General features: G+C 39.8%; 15 protein-coding genes and 1 rRNA gene. All 16 read right to left on the bottom strand.

The features are described from left to right. Positions 1–68 precede the first annotated feature (68 nt). Entirely contained in the window at positions 69–863 is a 795-nt protein-coding gene (locus tag FZF09_RS21165; protein WP_158738563.1) for a TIGR00282 family metallophosphoesterase, read from the bottom strand. Between the two features lie 139 nt (positions 864–1,002). Continuing rightward, on the bottom strand, positions 1,003–2,571 hold the full coding sequence (rny, locus tag FZF09_RS21160; RefSeq protein WP_158738543.1) for a ribonuclease Y: 1,569 nt from the start codon (positions 2,569–2,571) through the stop codon (positions 1,003–1,005). 523 nt (positions 2,572–3,094) lie between these two features. Beyond that, a complete protein-coding gene (gene recA, locus FZF09_RS21155; RefSeq protein ID WP_158738542.1) occupies positions 3,095–4,129 on the bottom strand; it encodes a recombinase RecA in 1,035 nt (344 codons plus the stop codon). Between the two features lie 335 nt (positions 4,130–4,464). Continuing rightward, a complete protein-coding gene (locus FZF09_RS21150; protein ID WP_158738541.1) occupies positions 4,465–6,075 on the bottom strand; it encodes a DEAD/DEAH box helicase in 1,611 nt (536 codons plus the stop codon). Continuing rightward, positions 6,072–7,313 (bottom strand): competence/damage-inducible protein A, encoded by a 1,242-nt coding sequence (locus FZF09_RS21145; protein WP_158738540.1) that lies wholly within the window; start codon positions 7,311–7,313, stop codon positions 6,072–6,074. The genes FZF09_RS21150 and FZF09_RS21145 overlap by 4 nt, the downstream gene beginning before the upstream one ends. Positions 7,314–7,338: 25 nt before the next feature. Next, positions 7,339–7,917 (bottom strand): CDP-diacylglycerol--glycerol-3-phosphate 3-phosphatidyltransferase, encoded by a 579-nt coding sequence (gene pgsA, locus FZF09_RS21140; RefSeq protein ID WP_158738539.1) that lies wholly within the window; start codon positions 7,915–7,917, stop codon positions 7,339–7,341. A gap of 165 nt (positions 7,918–8,082) precedes the next feature. After that, a complete protein-coding gene (locus tag FZF09_RS21135) occupies positions 8,083–8,994 on the bottom strand; it encodes a helix-turn-helix domain-containing protein (RefSeq protein ID WP_233269593.1) in 912 nt (303 codons plus the stop codon). A 16-nt stretch (positions 8,995–9,010) separates the two neighbouring features. Beyond that, positions 9,011–9,787, bottom strand: coding sequence for a DUF3388 domain-containing protein (locus FZF09_RS21130; protein WP_158738537.1), 777 nt, complete (start codon positions 9,785–9,787; stop codon positions 9,011–9,013). 171 nt (positions 9,788–9,958) lie between these two features. Next, positions 9,959–10,216, bottom strand: coding sequence for a DUF3243 domain-containing protein (locus FZF09_RS21125; RefSeq protein WP_158738536.1), 258 nt, complete (start codon positions 10,214–10,216; stop codon positions 9,959–9,961). A gap of 83 nt (positions 10,217–10,299) precedes the next feature. Then, the gene (ymfI, locus tag FZF09_RS21120) at positions 10,300–11,019 is read right to left on the bottom strand and encodes an elongation factor P 5-aminopentanone reductase (protein WP_158738535.1); all 720 of its coding nucleotides are present in this window, start codon (positions 11,017–11,019) and stop codon (positions 10,300–10,302) included. A gap of 2 nt (positions 11,020–11,021) precedes the next feature. Next, positions 11,022–12,317 (bottom strand): EF-P 5-aminopentanol modification-associated protein YfmH, encoded by a 1,296-nt coding sequence (gene yfmH / locus FZF09_RS21115; protein ID WP_158738534.1) that lies wholly within the window; start codon positions 12,315–12,317, stop codon positions 11,022–11,024. After that, positions 12,314–13,588, bottom strand: coding sequence for an EF-P 5-aminopentanol modification-associated protein YfmF (yfmF, locus tag FZF09_RS21110; RefSeq protein ID WP_158738533.1), 1,275 nt, complete (start codon positions 13,586–13,588; stop codon positions 12,314–12,316). The genes yfmH and yfmF overlap by 4 nt, the downstream gene beginning before the upstream one ends. 33 nt (positions 13,589–13,621) lie before the next feature. Next, on the bottom strand, positions 13,622–15,982 hold the full coding sequence (locus FZF09_RS21105; protein WP_158738532.1) for a DNA translocase FtsK: 2,361 nt from the start codon (positions 15,980–15,982) through the stop codon (positions 13,622–13,624). Between the two features lie 192 nt (positions 15,983–16,174). Continuing rightward, positions 16,175–16,387, bottom strand: a complete 213-nt coding sequence (locus tag FZF09_RS21100; RefSeq protein ID WP_158738531.1) for a YlzJ-like family protein — start codon at positions 16,385–16,387, stop codon at positions 16,175–16,177. Continuing rightward, entirely contained in the window at positions 16,384–17,166 is a 783-nt protein-coding gene (locus tag FZF09_RS21095) for a ClpP family protease (RefSeq protein ID WP_158738530.1), read from the bottom strand. Before FZF09_RS21095 ends, FZF09_RS21100 begins: the two co-directional genes overlap by 4 nt. 337 nt (positions 17,167–17,503) lie before the next feature. Then, positions 17,504–17,620 (bottom strand): 5S ribosomal RNA (gene rrf / locus FZF09_RS21090). Positions 17,621–17,721: the final 101 nt, after the last annotated feature.

Below are 17,721 nucleotides of genomic sequence, written 5' to 3'. Positions count from 1 at the left end.
CCTGCTTATTTGTGTGATATTTTCTAAATTTTCTAATGAATAGCGCAAGGTGCTGAATGGAGATATTTTCATTCAAAAAAAGGGCTTTCATCGCTTATTTGAATCCGATCGATTTTTTTAGCACTCCCCGTTTTTGAATCTGCTTCTATAAGGATCCCATTTAATTGTTCCCTGCCTTTGGCAACTTCAAACCTAACTGGAAGATTTGTTAAAAATTTATTAATAATATCCTCTCTTTTCATACCTAGTATACCGTCTATTGGTCCTGTCATCCCTGCATCGCTTATATAAGCAGTGCCATCAGGTAATATGCGGTTATCAGCTGTTTGAACGTGTGTGTGGGTCCCTGCCACAGCAGTGACTTTACCATTTAAAAACCAGCCCATTGCTTGCTTTTCGCTCGTTGCTTCAGCATGAAAATCTACGAAAATGACAGGGGTCCGCTTCTTTATCTTTTTAATAAGTGCTTCTGCCTTTTTAAAAGGACAATCGTTGGGAGGCATGAACGTACGGCCCATTAAACTAATGACTCCGATTTCTAGATCATTTACTTTCGTAATAACATATTCATTTCCAGGGGTTTCTTCTGGATAATTTGCCGGCCGTGCCATCAATGGGGCTTCATTAATAAATTCAAAAATATCTTTATTATCCCACGTATGGTTTCCTAAGGTCACCGCTTGTGCCCCTTTTTCTAAAAAACCTTTATAAATTTTCTCTGTAATTCCTTTGCCCCCTGCTGCATTTTCTCCATTTACTATCGTGACAGTCGGTTTATATTTTTTCTTTAGTTTAGGAAGGTATTCATTTACCATGTTTCTGCCGGGAGAACCAACCACATCTCCAATAAATAGAATTTTCATCATACGTCTCCTTTTGTATTTCATATATCTTATTTTTTTATTTTATCTAATTTGTTTATATCAAACGCACGATTAGAAGTTCAAATTTTGACCATAAAAACTTTTTAGCTTATAAAAATAAAGCGGCGAAATCGCCGCTTTATTTTGCATATTCTACTGCTCGTGTTTCCCGTATCACCGTCACTCTAATGTGACCAGGATAATCGAGCTCTTCTTCAATTTGTTTCGTAATATCTCTGGCCAACCGATGAGCCAATGCGTCATCTACTAAATCAGGTTTCACCATAATTCTCACTTCACGACCTGCTTGAATGGCGTACGTTTTTTCAACTCCATCGAAGGATTCAGCTATTTCTTCTAGCTTCTCTAATCGACGAATATACGTTTCAAGCGTTTCTCGTCTAGCACCTGGCCGCGCGGCAGATAATGCATCTGCTGCAGCAACTAGGGTTGCAATTACAGAAGTTGCTTCTGTATCTCCATGGTGAGATGCAATACTGTTAATGACCACTGGATGTTCTTTATATTTCTGAGCAAGCTCTACACCAATTTCTACGTGACTGCCTTCTACTTCATGGTCAATCGCTTTACCGATGTCATGAAGGAGCCCTGCTCGTTTTGCTAACTGTTCATCCTCACCAAGTTCTGCAGCCATTAACGCCGTTAGATGAGCCACTTCCATTGAGTGGTTTAGAACATTTTGCCCGTAGCTCGTTCTAAATTTCAATCGTCCGAGAATTTTAATTAAATCAGGATGTAGTCCGTGAATCCCCATTTCAAAGGTGGTTTCTTCACCGTATTCACGAATTAACTCATCTACCTCCCGCCTTGATTTTTCAACCGTTTCTTCAATGCGGGCCGGATGAATACGTCCATCCTGTACGAGCTTATCTAGTGATGTTCGGGCAATTTCTCTTCTAATCGGATCAAATCCTGAGAGAATAACAGCTTCCGGTGTATCATCAATGATTAGATCAATTCCTGTCAGCGTCTCTAATGCGCGTATATTTCTTCCTTCTCTTCCAATAATACGGCCTTTCATTTCATCATTTGGAAGATTTACAACCGAAACAGTTGTCTCAGCAATGTGATCTGCTGCACAGCGCTGAATAGCCAGGGAAAGAATCTGCCGTGCTTTCTTGTCTGCTTCATTTTTAGCACGTTCCGTATGTTCTTTCACCATTATGGCCGTTTCATGCTCCAATTCCTGCTGCACATCTCTTCTAATCATATCTCTTGCTTCTTCACGGGACAATCCTGAAATTCTCTCCAGCTCTTCTTGCTGCTTTGCTAAAATCTCCTCCACTTTGCTGTTATTTTCATCTACCTGTCGTTGTTTGTCGGCGAGAGATTCTTCTCTCTTTTCCAACGATTCTTCTTTCTTGTCCAATGTTTCGCTTTTCCGGTCAAGAATCTCTTCTTTCTGCATTAAGCGGTTTTCTTGTTTCTGAACTTCATTTCTTCGGTCCCGCAAATCTTCTTCTGCTTCTGCACGAAGCTGATGCGCCTGGTCTTTAGCTTCTAGCACTGCCTCTTTTTTACTGGCTTCTGCTTTCCGCTCAGCATCCTCTACGATCTGTTTCGCGGCTAGTTCCGCGCTCGCTATCTTCGCTTCTGCAATAGATTTACGAACAAAATAACCAATCAATCCACTCAAAGCTGCAACGACAACAAGCAAAATGGAGATGAGAAAGATGTTGTTATCCAAGTCTTTTCACCTCCTCTTGCTATCTGGTTGTACCCTTTTGTTCAGGTCTTTCTGCCTAAAGGGGAATTTGTTTCATTTTTGTTCATAGAAAGCATTACAAACATCTGAATGTTTCTTTGACGTGGTGTCGACCGGTTGCGCCGTCGATAAAAAAGGCTTTTATTTCTGTGAAACCATTTACTAATTTCTCCATTAAAAAAAGCCTTTTAAAGCAAATACGGTGAACATTCCATGACCCTTTTTCAAGCATCACTCCATTTAATTGTATCCTCCAGTTCTAGACATGTCAAGACTTCCCAATGGCGCGAACCCCTGGCCGTAAATGGGTTGAGAAGATATAGAATACACGGCTTTTAGGACAAAGGTTCCCGTAAAAATGCTCTCTGAGGAAATGGAGAGCGTTTTGAGGCTCGGTGGTTTAGCACTCTCTGTACATTTTGCAGAAGTTACAGCGTAAACTGTCCATTATCTTTTCTGCGCTTTAAAAACCACCCTTTCCGTGAAAAGGGTGGTACAATCCTTTTTATTCTTCTGTATCTACCAGCAGTCCTTCTTCTCCTTGAGATTGAATGGCATCAAGGTTGTAGTGCTCACGGATGCTTTCTTCAATTGCAGCAGTTACTTCTTCGTGTTCCTTTAAGTATTGCTTAGCATTTTCTCTGCCTTGTCCTAAACGATCTCCGTCATAAGAATACCAAGCCCCGCTTTTTTGCACAATGTCGAGTTCAGAAGCAATATCAAGGATAGATCCTTCTCGTGAGATTCCTTCCCCGTACATAATGTCCACCTCAGCCTGCTTAAACGGCGGAGCCACTTTGTTTTTCACTATTTTAATTCGAGTTTTGTTTCCTACCATTTCATTTCCTTGTTTGAGTGTTTCAGCCCGGCGAACTTCTAAGCGGACAGATGAATAGAATTTTAAAGCACGGCCGCCTGGAGTAGTTTCAGGACTGCCAAACATTACACCGACTTTCTCACGAATTTGATTAATAAAAACAGCAATCGAGTTGGATTTGCTAATCGCTCCTGACAATTTACGAAGAGCCTGTGACATCAACCGAGCCTGTAAGCCGACGTGGCTGTCTCCCATTTCCCCTTCAATTTCTGCTTTTGGCACAAGAGCAGCAACGGAGTCTACAACAATAATATCGACCGCACCGCTTCTTACAAGAGCTTCTGCTATTTCAAGCGCCTGTTCCCCTGTGTCCGGTTGTGATAATAGCAGTTCATCAATATTTACACCTAAATTTTGAGCGTAAGCTGGATCAAGAGCGTGTTCGGCATCGATAAAAGCCGCCTGACCGCCTTTTCGCTGGACTTCCGCAATGGCATGAAGTGCTACAGTCGTCTTACCGGACGATTCCGGGCCATAGATTTCTACAATTCTGCCGCGCGGATATCCACCCACTCCAAGTGCAATATCGACAGCCAATGCACCGCTTGATACGGTAGAGACTTTACGTTCGGCTTGTTCTCCAAGCTTCATAATCGAACCCTTGCCAAATTGCTTCTCAATATTTCTAAGCGCCTGATCCAGCGCTGCTTTTCGTTCACTCATTTTATCTCTCCTTTTTATTGCCAAACTCCAACTGTCTAATTGGTCTTGTTTCCCCCGAAAACAAGGAGCATTCTTACCATATTGAAAACGCCCTGACAAAAGAAAGACCGTTTTGTTTTACCACCTATTTCATCATACCTTGTTTTATTTCATTTGCCAACAGTTTTTACGAACATTTATTCGGTTTTTTAAGTCTTTAACACGATTTCTTTTCAAACCGTATGGGAAAAACCGTTGCTTGTCCTGTTCTTGGTACTGATAAGACTAAAACGTTCCTGAGTACGCATTGAAAAACTGTTCAAAGGATTTCCCTTGAACAGTTTTCATACCAGGTTCTATTTAGTTGAACGCGGTTTTGATGGAGAAGGGTTTCTTTTCGGACGCGGTTTAGCTGGTTCTAAATTAACACGCGCGCCATTTACACGCGAATAACGCAGTGCTTCATAAACAAAAGGTGCAACTTCTTCTGGCACTTCTACAAACGTGAATTTTTCAAATATATCAATGCGTCCTACTGCTTTTCCAGGTATGCCGACTGCATCGGAAATTTCTTCAATTAAAACTTTAGGACTCATATTAACATTTCGGCCAACATTAATAAAGAATCGAATCATTCCTTTTGCGCCGCCGGTTTCTCCAAAATTATAGCCGTCATCATTTTCCCCGATAGCAGTCGAGAAATTCATTTTCATTAAAGAACGAATAATGTTTTTTGGATCATATTCTGCTAAAAGTTCATCTGCAAGATCATCAAAAAGTGATAATTCTTGCTCATCTTCAAATTGGTCAATAATAAGATTTTTCCATGCTTCTTGCTGTTTTTCCACGACTTCTTCAATAGAAGGTACACTTTTTGTTGGTATAGACATCTTTATCTCAGATTCGATGGAACGAAGGTGTTTCATTTCTCTTGGTGTGACAAGAGTCAAAGCTTGTCCTGTGCGGCCCGCTCTTCCTGTACGGCCGATACGATGTACATAACTTTCCGGGTCTTGCGGTATATCATAGTTTATAACGTGACTGACATTTTGTACGTCTATTCCGCGAGCAGCTACATCAGTTGCTATAAGTAATTCAATCGTACTTTCACGGAATTTTTTCATGACAGCATCACGCTGGGACTGAGTAAGATCTCCATGAAGCCCATCTGCTAAATACCCTCTCGCTTGCAGTACTTCCGTTAATTCTGCCACTCCTTTTTTTGTGCGGCAGAAAATAATGCCAAGCTCCGGGTCCTGACTGTCTAAGATTCGGCACAAAGATTCTTGTTTGTTGCGTTCAAGCACCTTGTAATACCATTGATCAATGGAAGGAGCTGTTACTTCGCTTTTATTTATAGATACAGTTGCCGGCTTCACCATGTAACGTTTAGAAAGTTTACGAATCGCTGGAGGCATCGTAGCTGAGAATAGAAGTGTCTGTCTATCAACATTAATTTGTTTTAAAATGGTCTCAATATCTTCAATAAAGCCCATATCAAGCATTTCATCTGCCTCATCAAGAACGACAGTTTTTACGCGGTCAAGCTTTAATGTTTTCCGTCTTAAATGATCTTGCAGCCGGCCTGGAGTACCAATTACAATCTGCACTCCCTGCTTTAATGCTTTGATCTGATGACCAATCGATTGTCCGCCGTAAATAGGAAGGGTACGAATATTTAAGTACTTAGATAGTTTTTGCAGTTCACCGGAAACTTGTATAGCAAGTTCTCTTGTCGGAGTTAAAATCATAGCCTGAACGTGCGTTTCCTTTGTTATTCGATTAATCAAAGGAATCCCAAATGCGGCCGTTTTCCCAGTACCAGTCTGGGCCTGGCCAATTACATCTTTTGATTGTAATATTTCAGGAATCGCTTTTTCCTGAACGGGAGAGGGTTCTTCAAACCCCATTTCGCGAATCGCTTTTTTAATTTCATCTTTTACATCAAAATCGTCAAAGTACGTCATTTGTTTACCACCTTTTCCTTCAGTAAAAACCAGCAGCCGTAATAAACTGCTAAACGGCGAATTTGTTCACGGCTCCCAGCGAGATTTAATTCATGAGAAGTCACTCCATGTGGTCCGGCAATTCCAATCCACACTGTACCCGGTACCTTTCCTTCTAAAGCGCCTGGTCCTGCTACACCAGTAAAACTAATTCCTATGTCCGTCTGATACTGGAGGCGGACCTTCTCTGCCATCGACTCGGCACATTCCTTACTTACCGTTCCGTATTTATTCATTAAATCATTGCTTATCCCTAACATTTTGTTTTTCGCTGATTGAGAATACACAGCCGAGGAGCCTTCGAACATTGCAGAAGCTCCAGAAACATCGACAATGTGCTTAGCAAACCATCCGCCAGTTAAACTTTCCGCAGCAGCTAGCGTTAATTTTTGGTCAACGAACCTTTTTACAACTTGCACAGGCAATGTCTCGTTTTCTCTGCCATAAATATATTTTCCCACTCTGTGTTTAATCTGGCTTTCTACTTTATCTAGTAAGTCATCTGCCACAGAACGGGCATTTGCTTTTGCTGTAAGTCGGATTGTCACTTCCCCGTCAGAAGCTAGCGGCGCAATAGTCGGGTTCGTTTGTGCTTTTATGAGATCTATCAGCTCTTCTTCAAGTCTGGATTCTCCTATATTGAAAAAACGAAGAACTCTAGATAACACTAAAGATTCTCCAGACATTCTCTTTAATAAGTAAGGTTTCGCTTCGTTTTCATACATGTGTTTTAATTCACGAGGAGGTCCCGGCAGAAGAATGAATAAAGTACCTTTGTATTTATCTGCCATACCACAGGCAAGTCCGGCTCTATTATAAAATACATCACTGCCTTCTGTATAGTGAGCCTGCTTTTTATTATTTTCAGACATTTCTATTTTTCTTTGTTTGAAAAACTGTTTCATGTTATCAAGAGTTGGTTCATGATATATTAAGCGCTTACCTGTGAGTTCAGCGATAACTTCCTTTGTAAGATCATCCTCGGTTGGTCCGAGGCCGCCTGATATAAATACAACATCCACTCTTTCACAAGCTTCTTCGAGCACTGCTTTCATACGTGGTTTATTATCACCCACAACTGTATGCCTGTAAACATTAATACCTACAGCAGCCAGTTCTTGAGACAAAAATTGTCCATTCGTGTTCGCTATTTGACCGAGAAGAAGTTCTGAACCTACTGCGATTATTTCTGCATTCATTTTTTCCACCCCATTCCTTACTTCATTACATCGAATGCTTGAAAATATGCTTGTTCTTCAAAAAATAATCAACACCTGATATTATCGTCAATACGACAGCAATCCACATAAGAATCATTCCTAATGGAATATTTAAAATGGCAAAAACAAGACCATCTAAGAGCAGAACAGCCAGTGCAGTCATTTGAAAAACTGTTTTCCATTTACCGAGATTGCTCGCTGCGATAACTTCTCCATCAGAAGCAGCGACGAGTCGAATTCCTGTTACTGCAAACTCTCTGCTTATTATGATAATGGCCATCCAAGCTGGAAGTATCTGCAATTCAATTAAAGTCAGCAATGCGGCAGTTACAAGCAATTTATCAGCCAGAGGGTCTAGGAATTTACCAAAATTACTGACTAAGTTGTATTTTCTTGCATAATAACCGTCCAGCCAATCAGTAGAAGCGGCAATAATAAACAGAACAAAACCTGCTGCATGTGTGATGGGAAGTAATGTCCCGCTTATTTCCAGACTGCCCATTGAAAACGGAACAAGCATAAATATCATAAATATCGGTATTAAACATATACGTGCAATTGTTATTTTATTTGGCAGATTCATGGTTTTCCCTCGTTTCTAATGCTCTATGCTCCCCTAAACGTCATTGTACCACACAATATACATATCGAGGAAAGGAAAGGAAATCAATACGAATAAGAAGGCAGGAGAAGGTTGGGAGTTTTAAAATGAATGGAAAAATCCCCGGAGCTTACTCCAGGGACTATATTATTCAGCTTGCTTATCGAAAATAAGATGCTGATGAACCGCTTCGGAGGGGTCAATAGGATAATCGATAACTTGCCCATTAAAACGAACCGTAACGGCTGTGGCATTTCCAATATTTAATTTCACATAATCTTCATCGCTGTAATCAAGTTCTACAGTATCGCCTTCTGAAACACCTGCAAAATCTTCAAGAATAGTACCATTTTTATCTTGGACATCCAGGTAAGAATCTCCCGAAAGCTCTAATTCAATCATCATCTCATCTAAACCGGAAACATCAAAAGTGGATCGGCGATTGTCTGTAGATAGGAACTCTGGTTCCTCATTTTCTGCTTCTTCTATTTCATCTTCTTTTTCTATAGATCCGTTTTCATCTTCCTCTGCTTCACGGCTGTCTTCAGTTGGTTCATCGTCTTCTTCATTGCCTGCATCTTCGTCTGATATACCTGAATTATCATTGGAATCAACTTCAATTGATGGGTCATCTTCTGGAGATACACCGCCCGAGTTACCGCCGTCAGCTCCTTGTACAACCAGGTAGACTCCTGCAGCTACTACAACAAAAAATAAAATGCCCATTAATACTGGAAAAACATTTGATTTTCTTTTCTTCTTTTTTTGAACTTTTGGTCTGGTCCGTTCCGCTCTAGAAGGCAAATCTGTTGCCTGCTGCTTTGGCTGCGGAAGCTCTCCGCCATATGTCTCAAAAATGTCGTCCGGGTCAAGTGCTAACGCTTCTGCATAACTTTTCACAAAGGCCCGCGTATAAAACGCCCCGGGAAGAGCTTCGTACTTTCCATTTTCAATCGCTGACAAATATCGTTTTTGTATTTTTGTTATCTCTTGCATTTTTTCAAGCGAAAGTTCTTTTTCTTCTCTTTTCGTTTTTAAAAATTGACCAAGCTCTGACACTATTAACACCTACCACCTAACTGATATCAAAAGAAGAAAAACCTGATTCTACCACTTCATATGTGATCTCCTCTTTTTCGTCATTTCTTAATTCAATTATACAATCAAAATCATCAAGCGTATAAGAAGACTCTCTTACAAATATATCAGGGTGCTCCACCACTTTTACGGCAGGAAGCCTCAAAATATCGTCCACTAACATTCTATGTTTTTCTGTAGCTCTCATCATCGAAACAATTCCATCAATAATGTAGATATGTCCTTCTTCGAGCTCATCATCAGCCAATTGATTTCGAACAGTCTGTCTAAGAAGCGTTGACGATATAAAAGACCACCGTTTATTAGCGCAGACGCTGGCAGCTACTAAAGATTCTGTTTTTCCTACTCTTGGCATCCCTCGAATACCAACAAGATAGTGACGATCTTTTTTAAACAATTCTGCCATAAAATCGACAAGCAGCCCAAGTTCATCACGAACGAATCGAAATGTCTTTTTGTCGTCCGCATCTCGTTCTATGTAACGGCCGTGTCTAACCGCCAGTCGGTCGCGCAGTCTCGGTTCTCTCATTTTTCTTACGGTAATATTATCAATAGTATCAAGAATGGAACGAAAACGGGTGATTTGATCATCATGGTTACTTCGAATAAGCATACCCCGCCGGCGGTCTTCTACACCATTAATGGTAACAATATTAATTGAAAGCATACCTAGTAAGGAGGATATATCCCCAAGAAGGCCTGGACGGTTTTGATGGATTTCATACTCTAAATACCACTCTTTTTTTTCTTCCATCCTTCTTTCACCTCTTCTTACAGATCTTTCTTTTCAGATATTTGTCATTTTACGCTATTTTTCTCCATTTGAACAGAGTAATAAACTGATTTTCAAACTATTGTCCCTGCAATTTTAAAAAAAGAAAACTGCCCCTCTTTTATAAGAAGGACAGCATAGGTCTTTGCAGCTTTATTGAGAGGAGTTGGACTGTACCATTTTAACCATCATATTGGCAATTGCATGCTGTTCCTGCTCATCAGCTACCTTCCATAGATCAGCTAATACTCGCTCTTGTTCATTTTTAGGGTCTACGTTGTTTGCAAGATATTCGCCTACTTCATAAGCTATGTCAGAAGTAACATTTTCTGTCATACCGTCTTGCTTGGCCTGCAGAAGCCTTCCATCTAAAAACTGTTTCCATTGATCCCAATTATCCAATACAGACATGTAATTCCCTCCTTAAAGGTGTCATCATATTTTAAGATGCTCCGTCAGAAGGAAAATTATGTGTTGATAATAAGAAAATTATTTTACCAGCCACCATTTATATCAAGAACATGACCGTTTATATAACTAGCTTTGCCGCTCGTTAAAAATGTAACTGCCTCGGCTGCTTCTTCAGCATGACCGAAACGCCCAGAAGGAATTTCATCTTTTAAAGCTTGCGCGTCACTTTCTGAAAAACCTGACATCATAGGTGTATCAATTACACCTGGAGCAAGTGCATTTACACATATGCCGGAACGGGCTGTTTCTTTGGCCAGCGACTTTACAAACGTGTTTAAGCCGCCTTTTAAAGCAGAGTAAACCACTTCCATTGCTGCCCCGCGTTCTCCCCAAATAGAAGATATCATCACAATTTTGCCTTGTTTATTAGAAATCATAGCAGGCAGCAATTTCTTGGTTAACAACATGGCATTTAATAAATGAAGATTGGCCAGTTCATATAGCTCTTCTTCGCCAATATCCTGAAATAAACCATAATGCTGAATTCCACAATTATATATGAGGGTATCTACAGGAGAGTGGAGCTGTTTAAAAAGCTTATCAACCCCTTCTTTTTGTGAAAGGTCACTCATTACTAAGAATACAGGCACCTCAAACGCTTCACATTTTTCTTTTAGAGAAATGGCTTCCTGTTTGGATTTATTATAATGGAGAAACAGCGGTTTTCCTTCAGCAGCCAGTTTAAGAGCAACAGCACTGCCGATAGCGCCGCTAGCCCCTGTAATTAATGCAAACCGTGACATCTTTAATTCGCCTGCTTTTGTATTATTTGTGAAACAGAACGTGTACTTTCTTCAAAATGGGTATGCAGCAATTGATTTATTTCATCTATCGTTATTTCTTCTAAAACCGGAATAGCTTCAAACAGATGAATATTATGGAACGCAAAACTCGTATATTGATTTGCAACAAACTCAAGTGAATTCAGCTGTTTTAAAAAGTTACCGATTTTTTTCTTTCTCACCCGTTCGAGCTGGTCTTTAGATAACCCTTTATCCCTGGCATTTTCAATTGTTTGAATGATACGTTGTTCCAATTTATCAGGCTCTTTTGTATCGCCGCCTACTGCTAGAAAAGAAAAGGAACGTTCCGCTGTAAACTCCGTGGAGAACGAATCGTCAATCAATCCATCTTCATATAATGTTTCATACGCATCAGAGCCTGGACCAAACAATGCATCAAGCATTAACTGCATAGAAAATTCATATTTCAGCAGTTCTTTTCCCTCTAACTTACTGGCATTCACTTTATATCCGACCATACATTTTGGCGTGTTCACACTCATTTTTGCAACCGATTTATCATTTTTTACCTCTTTTGGCTCATCGTCCAAGATGCGTTCAATTTCTTCTGGCTCTTTAAATGATTTATTGTTTTGGTTGTTACGTACCAATTCAATAATCTGATCAGTCTGCACATCCCCAGCAACAAATAAAACCATATTAGACGGATGATAGAACGTTTCATAACATTCGTAAAGGTCTTCTTTTGTAATTTCATAAATAGAATCTGCGCTGCCTGCAATATCAATTTTCACCGGGTGTTTGTGATACATGCTGCCAAGCAGATTAAAAAATAACTGCCAATCAGGATTATCTTCATACATCGTAATTTCCTGTTCAATAATTCCTTTTTCTTTCTCTACAGTTTCATCCGTAAAATAAGGATGCTGAACAAAATCAAGCAACGTCTCTAAGTTTTTATCCGTATCCTGTGTACTTGAAAATAAATATGCTGTCTTTGTAAAACTTGTAAATGCGTTTGCTGAAGCTCCCTGTTCTCCAAACGTCTGAAACACATCGCCTTGTTCATCTTCAAACATCTTATGTTCAAGGAAATGGGCGATACCGTCTGGAACCATTACTGCTTCTTTTTTTCCAATTGGTACAAAATGATTATCAATCGATCCATAATTTGTTGAAAAAACAGCAAATGTTTTATGAAAACCTGGTTTAGGAAGAACATATACAGTTAATCCATTATCGAGCCGCTCGTTATAAATCGTTTCTTGTAACTGGTCAAATGTTTTCTTGTTTGTCATTTTGCAGCCTCCTCACCGCGTAAAAAGTAGCATGTATCCAATTCTACAGTAGCTGCCCCTTCTATGACATCTTGCTTTGTAACAGCATCAATGGCTTTGACCCATTCTGATAAATCCCGCTTTTTACCTGCAGCAACGCTTTGATAATATAGATCGACTATACCTCTCGCTGAGTCTGCTGTTTCAAGCAATTGATTTTTTACCATCACTTTTGTTTGTTCAACAGACTCGTCGGTAAAATGGCCTTGTTTCATATCGTCTAACTGTTTTTTTATAATGTCCACCGCTTTTTCATATTTAGACGCTTCGATGCCTGCAAAGACAAGCACTAATCCTTTCAGACTCTCATATCGCGAAGCAGCGTAATAAGCCATGCTTTCTTTTTCTCTTACATTCATAAACAGTTTGGAATGAGGAAATCCTCCAAATAAACCATTCATTACTTGCATTGCTGGAAAAAGGTTATCACTAAAAGTGACAGACGTTCTATATCCTAAATGGAGTTTGCCTTGTTGAATATCATCGGTTTCCTTTATTTCTTTCGGCTCTTTCCCTTCGTTCTCCTTTCCTTCATTCATTGCCTCTTGTGTTTTAGAAGTGACAGAAAAAATGGAAGCTGCCTCTTCTGCTTCTTCTGCTTTTACATCTCCAACAATATATAGGCGGATGTCATCTTCTTGAAGCATTCGTTTATATTCCTGCATTAAAGTCTCAGAAGTGACCTCGTCTATTTTTTCCATCTCACCGTATGGATGAACAGAATATGGTTCATCTTTACACATTTCTTCTAACAATCGTTTATTTGCATACCGAATTTTATCATCATAGATGGACTCCATTCTCTGTTTTAGCGTACGTTTTTCTTCACGTATAACTTTTTCTGAAAAACTTCCATTTTCATCAAAAAATGGATTTTCAAGCACTTCCCGCAAAAATGACAGACTTTTTTTAAATAAAGGGACATTGTCTTTTAAGAACTTTTCATTTGCTGCCTCTAGGCGCAGTGAAAGGATATGATTTTCTCCTTTTCTTTGTACATCTGCCTGAAAAGATGCGCCATACAGTTCATCTAAATAGAGCCTGATTTGCTTTCGAGAAGGATAATCGTTTGTTGCACTTTTTAATACGTTCGCTAAAAGTGAACGTTCGGTTGCTGTTTTTTGTGTTAATCTGCTTTTTATTTGTAACACAAACGTCGTCGTTTTGTATTTTGGAGTGGATACTAAGTGTACATCAAGTCCATTCTTATTAATAACTTGTTCTTCTAGCATATCGGTTCATTACCTCCTTGTTTTTTACAGCTTTTAGCGCGATGGCATTTCTTCGTTATTTTGATCGCTATGTTGACTGACAAGAACCTCTCTTGGTTTACTTCCTTCATAAGGCCCTACAATACCCCGCATTTCCATTTCATCAATCAACCTGGCTGCACGTGTATATCCTATTCGAAATCTGCGCTGCAGCATGGACACTGATGCACTTTGCATTTGCAGCACTAATTGAACAGCGTCGTCATATATTTCATCACTCACTTCTTCTTTCACTTCTGGTTTATCTTCTGGAATCATTTCTTCCTGATAAACCGCTTTCTGCTGAGAAATGACGGCATCCACTACCGTTTCCACCTCTTCATCAGATACAAACGCCCCTTGTACCCTGGTTGATTTGTTCGATCCTACCGGCTGAAAAAGCATATCTCCTTTTCCTAACAGCTTTTCTGCTCCGGCTGAATCTAAGATTGTTCGAGAGTCGGTTTGGCTTGAAACCCCGAAGGCAATACGAGAAGGAATATTTGCTTTGATTACTCCTGTAATAACATCCACCGAAGGACGCTGTGTTGCAATGATCATGTGAATACCTGCTGCCCGTGCCATTTGAGCAAGGCGTGTAATAGCATCCTCCACATCGCTTGAAGCTACCATCATTAAATCAGCAAGTTCATCTACAAGTACAATAATATATGGAAGTTCAGGCTGTTTTTCCTCTTCCTTTTCATTTTGCTTTTTAATGAGTTCATTATACCCTTCAATATTTCTCGTTCCAGTATGGGAAAATAAATCGTAACGTCTTTCCATTTCTGCTACAACTTTTTTAAGTGCTTGTGCAGCTTTTTTTGGCTCGGTAACAACAGGGGTAAGCAAATGCGGTATCCCGTTGTATACATTTAATTCAACCATCTTAGGATCAATCATCATGAGTTTTACTTCATGCGGCCTTGCTTTCATTAATATACTTGTGATAATACCGTTAATACAAACACTTTTACCGCTGCCAGTAGCCCCCGCAACAAGCAGGTGCGGCATCTTATGCAAAGATGCCAGTACAGGTTCCCCCGAGATGTCGCGGCCTAAGGCTACGGCGAGTACATGATCTTCTTTTTGATAACCTGCTTCTAACACTTCTCTTAACGTAACCATCGCTACTTCTTGATTAGGAACTTCGATACCTACAGCTGCTTTTCCTGGAATCGGAGCTTCTATCCGTATATCTTTAGCAGCCAGAGCCAATGCCAGGTCATCGGCTAGATTGACAATTTTACTAACTTTCACCCCCGTATCAGGCTGCACTTCGTATTTTGTAACAGCAGGGCCTAAATGCACTTCATTAACACGGGCCTTTACTCCAAAACTATGCAATGTTTCTTCTAATTTACGGGCATTAGAAGATATTAGCCCACGTTCTTGGTTTTGTGTATTATGCTTTGGAGTACCAAGTAAATGCAGAGCTGGCAACTCATAATCTTTATTTTCTTGTTCATGTGATATTAACGGTGTTTGTACTTCTTTGCCCTCTTCTTCCTGATTGCTTAGTGCATGAGATGGCTTAGGTTCTTCTTTTTTCTCAGCTTGATTGGAGCGTTCTTTCTTTTCTATTTCTCCATCTTGATAAGCTTGTTCGGCAAAATTATAGATAACGGGTTCTGGCGCTTCCTCCTTTTTAGGAGATTGATCGGCTGTTTTATTGTTATGTTTTGAAGACGTCTCTTGTACACCTTTTTCCTTTTCAACTTTTCTTCGTTCTAAAGCTTCTTTTTGCTGCTTTGTTTTAGCTTGTATCGAAAGCACTGCTTGTTTTAATTTTGGTCCGCTTTTTTTAGAAATATACTGAATAATATCCTGAATTGAAAGACCAGTAATAAGTAAAAAAGAAAGGATAAATAACAAAACAGCTATAACCCTTGTTCCGCCGGCATCAAATAAAAACTGCGTCGTAACAAACAGTACTGCCCCAGCCATGCCTCCGCCTAGGTCTTCCACACGCCCGCTGTCAAAAGGATCAAGAATAAACAACTCCCAAGTTGTTACAAGCGCTGAACTTTCCTGGTATTCACCAAGACTTCCCAGATTCTCAAACATTTGAACGTGACTTAAAAGCAGTAATGTAATAATAGCAAGATAAACTCCGCTTAATCGCTTCCCAATTAAGGTTGGAATCTTTCTTTTTATAATTAACGCCGCTGCCAAAATTAAAATCCCTATATTTATTAAAGGGGACCATTCACCTGCGATAAAACGAAAAAGGGACAATGTTACTTCCCCTGCTCGTCCTAAATGGAAGAGTGCAAGAATACCAAAAGTGAAAATAAAAAGTCCGCTTAATTCATATTTCATTTGTGCCTTCCAATGCTTGGAAGATCTCTTTTTCCGTTTGGATTTTTTTGCCATTTTATCACCTCAAACCTTCCGTTGCTGTTTAGTTGCAGAAAACGGCATGTATTATCCGAGAAAAATACTTAAGGAATGTTAACCACAACGAATTGGGCTGCCTCGTGTGAGAAAATATCGGAGACAGCCCTCTTTGTATGACTATTCTTTTTTCATTATAACACATTTTTCCTTCATTTCCTTAAAAAAACGTCATTCTCCAGCCCATTCTGTCCCTGGTTGATATTTTTGCAATAAATAATCATGAGGATTTGAACTATGAAGAGAAACTACTTTCCACGTAAAGTCATCTGTTTTTTCAATAACGAGCGTTCCGTTTTCAATATTCACCTGCCTTTTATTGTTCCAAGCATTTTCATCAGGTGGAAAAATCGAATCCATGGAAAGGGGAGTATAGAGAATCATTGCAGCAGATCCCCATTCTTTTGTTTCTCTTCATCAATAAGTTGATTCAGTTTTTTTAAAGCAAGTCCAATGCCTCCAACCTCGTCAATTAATCCATATTTCACGGCATCAGCTCCTATAACATTTGTACCAATATCTCTTGTCAAATTTCCTTTTGCAAACATCAATTCTTTAAATGTTTCTTCTTCAATATTAGAGTGGCGGGTTACAAAACTAATCACCCTATCCTGCATTTTATCGAGATACTCAAAGGTTTGAGGAACCCCGATTACAAGTCCAGTTAATCGTATCGGGTGGATTGTCATGGTGGCTGTTTCTGCAATATACGAATAGTCAGCCGCTACAGCAATCGGAACACCGATTGAGTGCCCGCCCCCAAGTACAATCGTTATAGTCGGCTTACTCATGCTTGCTACCATTTCGGACATAGCAAGGCCTGCTTCTACATCTCCTCCAACTGTATTTAATATGAGCAAGAGCCCTTCTATCTTTGGATTTTGTTCTGCTGCTACGAGCTGTGGAATAATATGTTCATATTTTGTTGTTTTATTTTGCGGAGGAAGCTGCATATGTCCTTCGATTTGACCTACCACCGTAATACAATGAATATTCGAATTTTCCATCTGTGCTACATTGGTTTGGCCAAGTTCTTGTATTTTATTGACAAGGCTTGAACTTTTATCATCTTTATTTGGTTGCTGCGGTTGTTGAGGAGATGGATTAGGAGACGTTCCAGGGTTTGGCTGCTGGGGTGTGGATGGGCCTTGATTATCTGGCATTTAAATACCTCCCTTATAGAATGTATTGTTAGTATGACAACCGTCCACTTTATTCATGCATATCATGCAGAAATTAGAAAACGAGAATACGGATAGAAAGGGAACCAGGGACTCTTCCACTTGATCTTTTTCTTTCTTCCAAAGATCGAACTGTACTTCGTCGTATCTCATCAAAGGCCCAACTCGCATATAATAAGAGAGGAAATGGGTGTACTTTTAACACCACGTTTTTATCTTCCACTTTATCTTTGATTTTTCTAAAGAAGGTATTTCCGTTTTATTTTAAACAAAAACGCAAAAAAGCTGCCAGAATTTTATTCTGACAGCTTTCATTAATGCCTGGCAGCGTCCTACTTTCACAAAGGGTTGCCCCTTCATTATCATCGGCGCAAAAGAGCTTAACTTCCGTGTTCGGCATGGGAACGGGTGGAACCTCTTCGCTATCGCCACCAGACTTTGGATGGATTCGTTTGATTATTGCCTCATCGGAGACAACATCTCAACGATCCTTTTCTTATTAGGGATTGCTCCCTCAAAACTAAATAACGAATGTTC

Source organism: Alteribacillus sp. YIM 98480 (assembly GCF_009765375.1).
In the GTDB taxonomy this organism is placed as follows: domain Bacteria; phylum Bacillota; class Bacilli; order Bacillales; family Marinococcaceae; genus Alteribacillus.
This window is presented reverse-complemented; position numbering and strand designations above follow the sequence as displayed.

What these genes read in the sequence shown, in the direction of transcription:
- FZF09_RS21165 (WP_158738563.1), bottom strand. Translation starts at nt 863, where the DNA reads ATGAAAATTCTATTTATTGGAGATGTGGTTGGTTCTCCCGGCAGAAAC.
- recA (WP_158738542.1), bottom strand. Translation starts at nt 4,129, where the DNA reads ATGAGTGAACGAAAAGCAGCGCTGGATCAGGCGCTTAGAAATATTGAG.
- FZF09_RS21150 (WP_158738541.1), bottom strand. Translation starts at nt 6,075, where the DNA reads ATGACGTACTTTGACGATTTTGATGTAAAAGATGAAATTAAAAAAGCG.
- FZF09_RS21145 (WP_158738540.1), bottom strand. Translation starts at nt 7,313, where the DNA reads ATGAATGCAGAAATAATCGCAGTAGGTTCAGAACTTCTTCTCGGTCAA.
- pgsA (WP_158738539.1), bottom strand. Translation starts at nt 7,917, where the DNA reads ATGAATCTGCCAAATAAAATAACAATTGCACGTATATGTTTAATACCG.
- FZF09_RS21130 (WP_158738537.1), bottom strand. Translation starts at nt 9,787, where the DNA reads ATGGAAGAAAAAAAAGAGTGGTATTTAGAGTATGAAATCCATCAAAAC.
- FZF09_RS21125 (WP_158738536.1), bottom strand. Translation starts at nt 10,216, where the DNA reads ATGTCTGTATTGGATAATTGGGATCAATGGAAACAGTTTTTAGATGGA.
- ymfI (WP_158738535.1), bottom strand. Translation starts at nt 11,019, where the DNA reads ATGTCACGGTTTGCATTAATTACAGGGGCTAGCGGCGCTATCGGCAGT.
- yfmH (WP_158738534.1), bottom strand. Translation starts at nt 12,317, where the DNA reads ATGACAAACAAGAAAACATTTGACCAGTTACAAGAAACGATTTATAAC.
- yfmF (WP_158738533.1), bottom strand. Translation starts at nt 13,588, where the DNA reads ATGCTAGAAGAACAAGTTATTAATAAGAATGGACTTGATGTACACTTA.
- FZF09_RS21105 (WP_158738532.1), bottom strand. Translation starts at nt 15,982, where the DNA reads ATGGCAAAAAAATCCAAACGGAAAAAGAGATCTTCCAAGCATTGGAAG.
- FZF09_RS21100 (WP_158738531.1), bottom strand. Translation starts at nt 16,387, where the DNA reads ATGATTCTCTATACTCCCCTTTCCATGGATTCGATTTTTCCACCTGAT.
- FZF09_RS21095 (WP_158738530.1), bottom strand. Translation starts at nt 17,166, where the DNA reads ATGCCAGATAATCAAGGCCCATCCACACCCCAGCAGCCAAACCCTGGA.